Origin of the sequence: Mycobacterium sp., assembly GCF_035314665.1 — a bacterium.
Taxonomy (GTDB): domain Bacteria; phylum Actinomycetota; class Actinomycetes; order Mycobacteriales; family Mycobacteriaceae; genus Mycobacterium.
Genome location: NZ_DATFZD010000329.1, coordinates 1 through 7294, shown reverse-complemented (window position 1 = coordinate 7294; position 7294 = coordinate 1). Strand labels below are relative to the sequence as shown.

The window sequence follows — 7294 nt, the reverse complement described above, 5'->3', positions numbered from 1 at the left end:
ATAGCCGAGGCGTGCGGCATCCCTGCCAAGCTCGCGGTACTGATCCCATCGCAATCCGAGGCTCCGATCGAGCCCGACTCCAACCTGCACGCCACGCCATCCTTTCTGGACACTCAATACCCCCGTTTTACGACAACACCGCCGAAGCCCGACCGCATCCTCGCCAACCGAACATGACTGCGGCCACAGATTCGAACGTATGATCGATCGGTGGGCGACCTCGCGTCGATCGGATACAACGGGCAGCCGGTCCGCAGCCCGTTTCGGGTGGTGCGTCCACCGATCACCGTGCTGGTTGACCTGACGGTGCTCTTCCCGCGGGAGCCGCACCGCTCGGGGCGCTATCACCCCAACGGTCTGCAATTGCACAAGGTCGTGGAGGGCTGGCTGACCTGCTGGGGCATGTGCGAGCAAGGCGATTGGTGGGGGCTGGTGACCTACCCGATCGCCTATGGGTCGAAGCGCAAAACCGTCACGCACTGGGTACCGGCCTGGACACTGCGTCGCAACGATGCGGGCGAGGGACGAGCCCGCTGAGGCGCTGCGCCATCCGATCCCGCGTCGCAACGATGCGGGCGAGGGACGAGCCCGCTGAGGCGCGGCGCCATCCGACACGGCACAGAAGGGGCTAACCGTTGCCGGTCGTGCAGCATTCGTCACCTAGCAATGCGAAGATGCTGCCCGTGACAGGAAGTTGGGGTTCCCTACTGACCACGCTGATTCCGCTCGCGCTCGTCGTCGCGATCTCGCCGCTATCAATCATTCCAGCGGTGCTGGTGTTACAGACGCCGCGGCCGACGCCCACCGGCCTCACCTTCCTAGTCAGCTGGCTGCTCGGTCTGGCCGCGCTCACGGCAATCTTCATCGTGTCCTCCGACGCGCTCGGCGATCTGCGCAAGTCACCGCCCGCCTGGGCGTCCTGGCTGCGCATCGTCCTCGGGGTGGCGCTCATCGGCTACGGCATCTACGAGTGGCTGAACCGGCGCCACCACACCGAGGCACCCAAATGGATGAAGCCTTTCTCAACGCTGACGCCCGCGCGCGCCGGGCTAACCGGCCTGGTGTTGGTCGTGATCAGGGTCGAGGTGCTGACCATGTGCGCGTTAGCCGGTTTGGCCATCGGCGGCAGTGATGTCGGCATGACGGCCGAGTGGATACTTGGCATCATCTTCGTGGCCATCGCGGCATCCACCGTCGCGATCCCCGTCTTGGCGTACACGGGCGCCGGTAATCGCCTCGCCGAACCGATGGCGCGACTGAAGGACTGGATGGAGCGCAACAATGCCGCGCTGCTCGCGGCGATCCTGATCGTGATCGGTTTGATGGTGCTGCACAACGGCGTTAAAGCGCTATAACGAGGGGCCGCTCGACCCCGCATAAAATCGTCGGGCGTGAGCCTCAACGACCGGGATGCGCTGGCGGTATTGCATGCCGCCATCGACCCAGGCGACCACAACGGGCTCATCGGCCGGTTTTACACCCGCTGGTTTTCCCTCGACGTTTCGACGCGTGATCTGTTCCCGCCGGACATGGCCGGCCAGCGGGCCGCCTTCGCCCACGCCCTGCATTGGGTATACGGCGAGCTGGTCGCCCAGCGCGCGGAAGAGCCGGTGGCGTTTTTGGCTCAGCTCGGACGCGACCATCGCAAATACGGGGTGCTCCCCCAGCACTACGGGACGTTGGGGCAGGCGCTGCATGCGACCCTGCGCGACGAGCTGGCCGAGGCCTGGACCGACGCCGTCGACGCGGCCGCCCAGCAGTCGCTGAACCTGATCACCGGCGTGATGAGCGGCGCCGCGGACGCCGAGCAGGGCCCGGCTTGGTGGGACGGCACGGTGATCGAGCATCTGCGGATATCCCGCGACCTGGCGGTGATTCGGCTGCAGCTGGACCGCCCGATGCCCTATCACGCCGGCCAGTACGTCAACGTCGCCGTGCCGCAGTGCCCGCGACGGTGGAGATACCTGACGCCCGCCATCCCGCCGGATGACAACGGCGCCATCGAGTTCCATGTCCGCGCGGTCTCGGGCGGCATGGTCAGCAACGCCATCGTCCACGAGACCCAACCCGGCGACCGGTGGCGGCTGTCCAATCCGCACGGCGGGTTGCAGGTCGACCGCGACGGTGGCGACGTGCTGATGGTGGCGGGCAGCACCGGGCTGGCGCCGCTGCGCTCGATCGTCATGGACCTCACCCGCTGGGGTGTGAACCCGCGGGTGCACATGTTCTTCGGCGGCCGCTACCCGTGCGAGCTTTACGACCTGCCCACCTTGTGGCAGATCGCCGCACACAACCCCTGGCTGTCGGTGACCCCGGTCTCCGAGCACAACCAGGACCCCGCCTGGGCCGCCGATTATCCCGACGTGACGCCACCGCGAGGACTGCACCTGCGCCAGACCGGCAAGCTGATGGATATCGTCACCAAATACGGCGGCTGGGGGGACCGGCAGATCCTGATCAGCGGCGGACCGGAGATGGTCCGCGCCACCAAGGCCGCGCTGATCGCCAAAGGGGCCCCGCCGGAACGCATCCAGCATGACCCGCTATCCAGCTGAACCTGGCTAGTCTCGGCTAGCCTTACCAGGTGCACGCTGCCACTTTGCGGGACCCGTCGTCAGATCTAGAAGCCCAGTTCGTGCCCGACGCCGGAATGATCGGCATCTCGTTGAGCGACCAGGGCGTCGAACTCCTCGGTCAGCGCCGCGGCCTGGATGCCTATGTGGCCAACGGCAAGACGATGGGGATCCCGATCCTGTATCCATGGGCAAATCGATTGGGCGCCAACACGTATACGGCGGAGGGCACGACGGTCACCCTGGCAGCCGGCCAGCACGGGGTGCGTACCGACGCCAACGGCCTACCGATCCACGGTGTGCTGGCCGCCTATCCAAACTGGCGAGTGACGCACGAGTCGGCCAACGAGCTGACCGCCGAAGTGGACTTCACCGACCAGGACTTGATGGCCAGCTTTCCGTTTCCGCATCGGCTGTCGCTGACCGTGACGCTGTTCGAGCGGACCCTCCGGATGCGCACCTCGGTAACCCCGACCGGTAACCAGCCGGTTCCATTGTGTTTCGGTTTCCACCCGTACCTGCAGCTGCCCGGTGTGCCGCGCGACCAGTGGGTCATCGAGACCCCGTCGATGCGGCACCTGAAGCTCGACGGTCAGGGGCTGCCCACCGGCGAGGCGACTCTGCAACCCGCGATCACCGAACCGTTGGGCGACAAGGCTTTTGACGACGGCTATGACGAGGTTGCCGACGGCGCGACGTTCGCGGTGTCCGGTGGTGGCCGCCGCATCGAGGTCCACTTCGAGCAGGGTTATCCGGCGGCGCAAATCTTCGCGCCGCTGAGCGAAGAGGTGGTGTGCTTCGAGCCGATGACCGCCTCCACCGACGCGCTGCGCCGCGGCGGTTACCGGTCCGCACTGCCCGGCGATTGGGGAATCGCCCAGTTCTCGATCCGGGCCTAATGCCAAGGCCGCCGCGGCGGCACTTCACGCTCTTCACCTGGGCTTACGCGCCGGTCGAGTAGGCACGCTCCGTTACACGAGTAGGCGGCTACGCGTGCTTGTCAACCATCGACAGTCATACCTTCCATACATCACAAGCCACTATGGGAGGCGATCGGCAATGTCGAGTTCAATACTGCCCGTCGAGGCAACGCAGGATGCCGTCGACGACATCCAATCGATGACAAGCAAGGACCACTTGTCACCCCCGGCGACTCTGGTCACCAAGCCACAACCGCCGGTTCTGATCACCGAACAAGAGGTGATGTTCGGGACCGCGGCCGCAGTGGCGCCAAAGGCCACCCCAATCACCCGCCGAATGATCGACGCGCTTCGCGTCGTCGGCGCCGCATTGCGGCCGCCGCCTCCCCGACCCCACTACGCTCGTCAGGCCACGTACATCGAGGATGCCCGCATGGCAAGAGAAATGGACAGGTTATGAGCCACCCGAGCTGGCTCGCAATATCTCGACCAGCTCCTCGCGCGACCCGGCTCCTAGGCGCTGGTACGCGCGATACACATGCCCCTCGACAGTGCGGACCGATGTCACGAGCCGCTCGGCGATCTCCTTGTTGGACAACCCTGCGGCAACCAGTTCGATGATCTCGCGTTGACGGTCGGTCAACGGTTCGCCTATGCCGATCCGGTTTCGCAGCGCCGGCGTGCATAACCCGCCGCAGTCGGTGGCCAGCTGCTGTGCCAACGCCGCGGCATTCAGACTGCGCTTGCGCTGCTGGTTACGGCTGAACGCCACCGCCGCCTGGGCGGCGACGTCGGCCGCGACGGCCCGATCGCCGAGCGCTCGGTAGTCGGCCGATGCCGCGAGCAGACCCTCCCCGTCGTCGGCCCGTAGCGACTTTGTATGCTGCGCAACGGCATCAGCAAGGGGAAGCGATAAATCGTCGGCCAGTTCACCCGCGCGTATCTCGCCCGACGTGTCACCCCATTGAGCCGCCACTTGTAAGCAGATCAGTTCATGAGTTGCCTGATTGCGCTTGTGTGCATCGTCGCCGGCAGCACGAACGACCGCGATCGCCTCGGTGAGGCACCCGTTGGCCACGAGGGCCCAGCCGCTGGCCACCGCCAGGCCGGTCTGCATGAACAGGTAGTCGGCCGGCACATATTTCCGCGCTTCGGTGACCGCGTCGTTGGCGGCGTCCGGCTGACCCAGCTTGGCATGGGCTTCAGCCAACGCGAAGCAGCTCGCCGCTCGTAAACCGGTTGTGACGCTGTGCTTCTCGGCCCCGGCCAGCGCCTCGTGCAGAAGCTTCACCGCACCAGGGATCTCCCCGCGAACCAGCTGGGCGTGGCCCAGCAAGAATGCGAGGTTGGCATAGGCAAGACCAGGAACGTCGCGTGCCGATTCGGATAGCTGCGTGGCCGAGCGCACGCATTCGTCGATTCGCCCGTTCAATCGGCAGGCACGCGCATAGACGGCGCCGTACCAGAACCTCATCGGCGACGCCTGAAATGACGTGATCGCCCGGTCGATGGCCTGCGCCACCAAGCCGGTGATGTCGTCGATTTTGCCGAGGGCGCCCTGCGCGATAGTCAACGCGATGGATGCCAACATGGCGTGATAGTCGGGCAATGTCGGCGAACGCAGCGCCGCCTGTGCCTTTTCCGCCGCAGTTTCGCAGCGGGCCATCACCGCGTCTACACACGCTTCGATCGCGGCGCGCTCAGCCCGTTCCGCCGTGCGTTCGCGTGTCGATGCCAGGACGTCGAGAATGGCCGACGCCTCGGTGGGCTGGCCGAGGTTCCAGATCAGGTTCGCTGCGCGCACGGTCGCCCAGTGGTGTCCGTCGGGGTCGTTCACGCCGATCCCGGCCAGGATCGCCTCGGCCTGCTTACCGTGGCCCCGCCCGGCCAGGCTTATCGCGCGCAGGCCTATGGCCTCGCTGACCCCTGCGTCCGCTGCGGCGGTGGCGAATCGGTCGGACAGATCCAAGTCGAGTAGCGTCATCGCGAACCGCGCCGCCTGAAGAAATAACTGCGGGTCGGGTGCAAGATCCGATTCCAGCGCCAACAGCGCCCGGCGCACCGTCGCGTGCATGTCAGCGTCGCTGTCCTCAGCCAGCCGTTGTGCCAGTTTGCCGCGGAGTCGCGACAGATACATCTCGCTGGCCGCGGCTCGTCGAAGCTCGCCGAACAGCGGATGCGCCAGTCGCGCCATGAGATTGGAGCCGCTGCGTTCCACGGTGACTAAGTTCATCTGTTCGGCGGACTCGAGATCGCGGCGGTCCACCAGATCGCAGAGCACGTTGACCGCCAGCGGCTCGTACTGCGACAACGTGTCGACGACCAGCGCCACACCGGGGGCTAACCGGCCCAATTGCCGATCGACAATGTCACCGAGGCTGTCTGACACTGCGACGCGCTCGTCCCAGATCCATACCCCGGCGAGCTTCCGTATCGCGCCGGCGTCGATCTGGTCCTTGAGCAGTTGGCGCAAAAACAGCGTGTTGCCACCGGTCAATTTCCAGAACCGCTTGGCGCTGCGGCTATCTACCACGCCGCCAAGCGTGGTCTCGATCATGCGGTGGGCATCCGGAGCCGACAGCGGCTGAAGGTCCAGACGGGTGAGCAGGTCATCTTTCCACAGCGCGGTGATCGCATCGGGCTCGTCGCCGCCGATGCGCACCGTGACCACCAGCCGTGTTCCACGGGCCTGGGCCAGCTGATGTACGACATGCGCCGATAATGCGTCGAGAAAGTGCGCGTCATCGATCCCGATCAGCGCACGGCGTTGATGTTGTTGCGTGCCAAAGGAATTGATGATACGTCGCACATCCGATACCGGATCGGAGATGGCGTCGCATATCGACGCGCTGAACGCACCCAATGGGAGTTGCTGCGCGGATTGCGTGCCCACAATCCAATACGTTCGCTCGCCCGACGCTTTGGCACGGGCCAGCACTTCACGCGCAAGCCGGGTCTTGCCCACTCCCGCGGCTCCAACGATGACGGCGCCGGAGTGATTGCCTACTCCGCTGAGCGCGCGGCGAATGACAGTCAATTCGTTGTCACGCCCAGTCAGCGGGTCGCCGCTGATCACCGGCCGACTATAACCCGTGCGTCGAATTAGCGGTGCGAATTCAGCCGCGATTCATCAGCCGCTTTTTGAGGACGGCGGTCGTGGACCACTTCCTCAGCGGCGGCGCTCATGCGATCCGACAACTGCAGCAGGTTGTATTCGCCCACCCCGTTGGGCAACGTGTAGGCGAGCTTCCGTAATTCGATAGCGGACGCGCGCAACTCCCGGCGGAGCCACGCTTCAACCGTCGGCATGACTTCGTTGTGGCTGACCTGTGCCCGAATGGTTATACGTGGTTTTTTCAAGCACTTTGAGGATTTCTTCGCTGTTGACGTCCGCGCTGTAGCGCAGCAGGTCGCGGACGTCGGTTACGGCTGTTTCCAGGGCGTCAAGTCGTGCGGATGCTTCGGTGAAGACATTGAGCCATCTGTCGTAGTCGCTGTCGTTGGGCAGATCGAACATTGCGGGATTTCCTAGCGCTGCGAGTCTCTCGCGAGCAACGTAACGCCCCTGGTCACCCGAAAGCACGAGTAGTGCACTACCCGAGTTCTACGAGCATTCAGCGGCTCAGGCTGTCGGCGCCTCGTCGCTCGCCCGCCTACGCGGGCTCACTCATCGACTCCGGCTGATGGCGCCGCTTCGCTCCCCCGCTTACACGGGCTCACTCATCGACTCCGGCTGATGGCGCCGCTTCGCTCCCCCGCTTACACGGGCTCACTCATCGACTCCGGCTGATGGCGCCGCTT

At 65.2% G+C, this 7294-nt stretch carries 8 protein-coding genes; 5 read left to right on the top strand and 3 right to left on the bottom strand.

What is annotated here, in order from left to right:
* Positions 1-210: 210 nt before the first annotated feature.
* From VKI00_RS22775 to VKI00_RS22755, 5 genes are all read left to right on the top strand, one after another.
* The gene (locus tag VKI00_RS22775; protein ID WP_324441493.1) at positions 211-537 is read left to right on the top strand and encodes a hypothetical protein; all 327 of its coding nucleotides are present in this window, start codon (positions 211-213) and stop codon (positions 535-537) included.
* 146 nt (positions 538-683) lie between these two features.
* Positions 684-1355, top strand: a complete 672-nt coding sequence (locus VKI00_RS22770) for a GAP family protein (RefSeq protein ID WP_324441497.1) — start codon at positions 684-686, stop codon at positions 1353-1355.
* Positions 1356-1391: 36 nt separating this feature from the next.
* Positions 1392-2555 carry an FAD-binding oxidoreductase gene (locus VKI00_RS22765; RefSeq protein ID WP_414687267.1) on the top strand — a complete coding sequence of 388 codons (1164 nt, stop codon included), beginning with the start codon at positions 1392-1394 and terminating at the stop codon, positions 2553-2555.
* A gap of 29 nt (positions 2556-2584) precedes the next feature.
* Positions 2585-3472 carry an aldose 1-epimerase gene (locus VKI00_RS22760; protein WP_324441491.1) on the top strand — a complete coding sequence of 296 codons (888 nt, stop codon included), beginning with the start codon at positions 2585-2587 and terminating at the stop codon, positions 3470-3472.
* A gap of 160 nt (positions 3473-3632) precedes the next feature.
* A complete protein-coding gene (locus VKI00_RS22755; protein WP_324441489.1) occupies positions 3633-3953 on the top strand; it encodes a hypothetical protein in 321 nt (106 codons plus the stop codon).
* On the opposite strand, the gene VKI00_RS22750 is transcribed toward VKI00_RS22755, so the two are convergent.
* Genes VKI00_RS22750 through VKI00_RS22740 form a run of 3 tightly spaced genes read right to left on the bottom strand, consistent with a single transcriptional unit; the run spans position 3948 to position 7010 of the window.
* Positions 3948-6569: a helix-turn-helix transcriptional regulator gene (locus VKI00_RS22750; RefSeq protein ID WP_324441487.1), complete on the bottom strand. Its 2622-nt coding sequence runs from the start codon at positions 6567-6569 to the stop codon at positions 3948-3950. The two genes, VKI00_RS22755 and VKI00_RS22750, sit on opposite strands and share 6 nt — an antisense overlap.
* Positions 6570-6595: 26 nt before the next feature.
* Positions 6596-6802, bottom strand: a complete 207-nt coding sequence (locus VKI00_RS22745) for a hypothetical protein (RefSeq protein ID WP_324441499.1) — start codon at positions 6800-6802, stop codon at positions 6596-6598.
* The gene (locus tag VKI00_RS22740) at positions 6789-7010 is read right to left on the bottom strand and encodes a hypothetical protein (RefSeq protein WP_324441485.1); all 222 of its coding nucleotides are present in this window, start codon (positions 7008-7010) and stop codon (positions 6789-6791) included. Before VKI00_RS22740 ends, VKI00_RS22745 begins: the two co-directional genes overlap by 14 nt.
* Positions 7011-7294 lie beyond the last annotated feature (284 nt).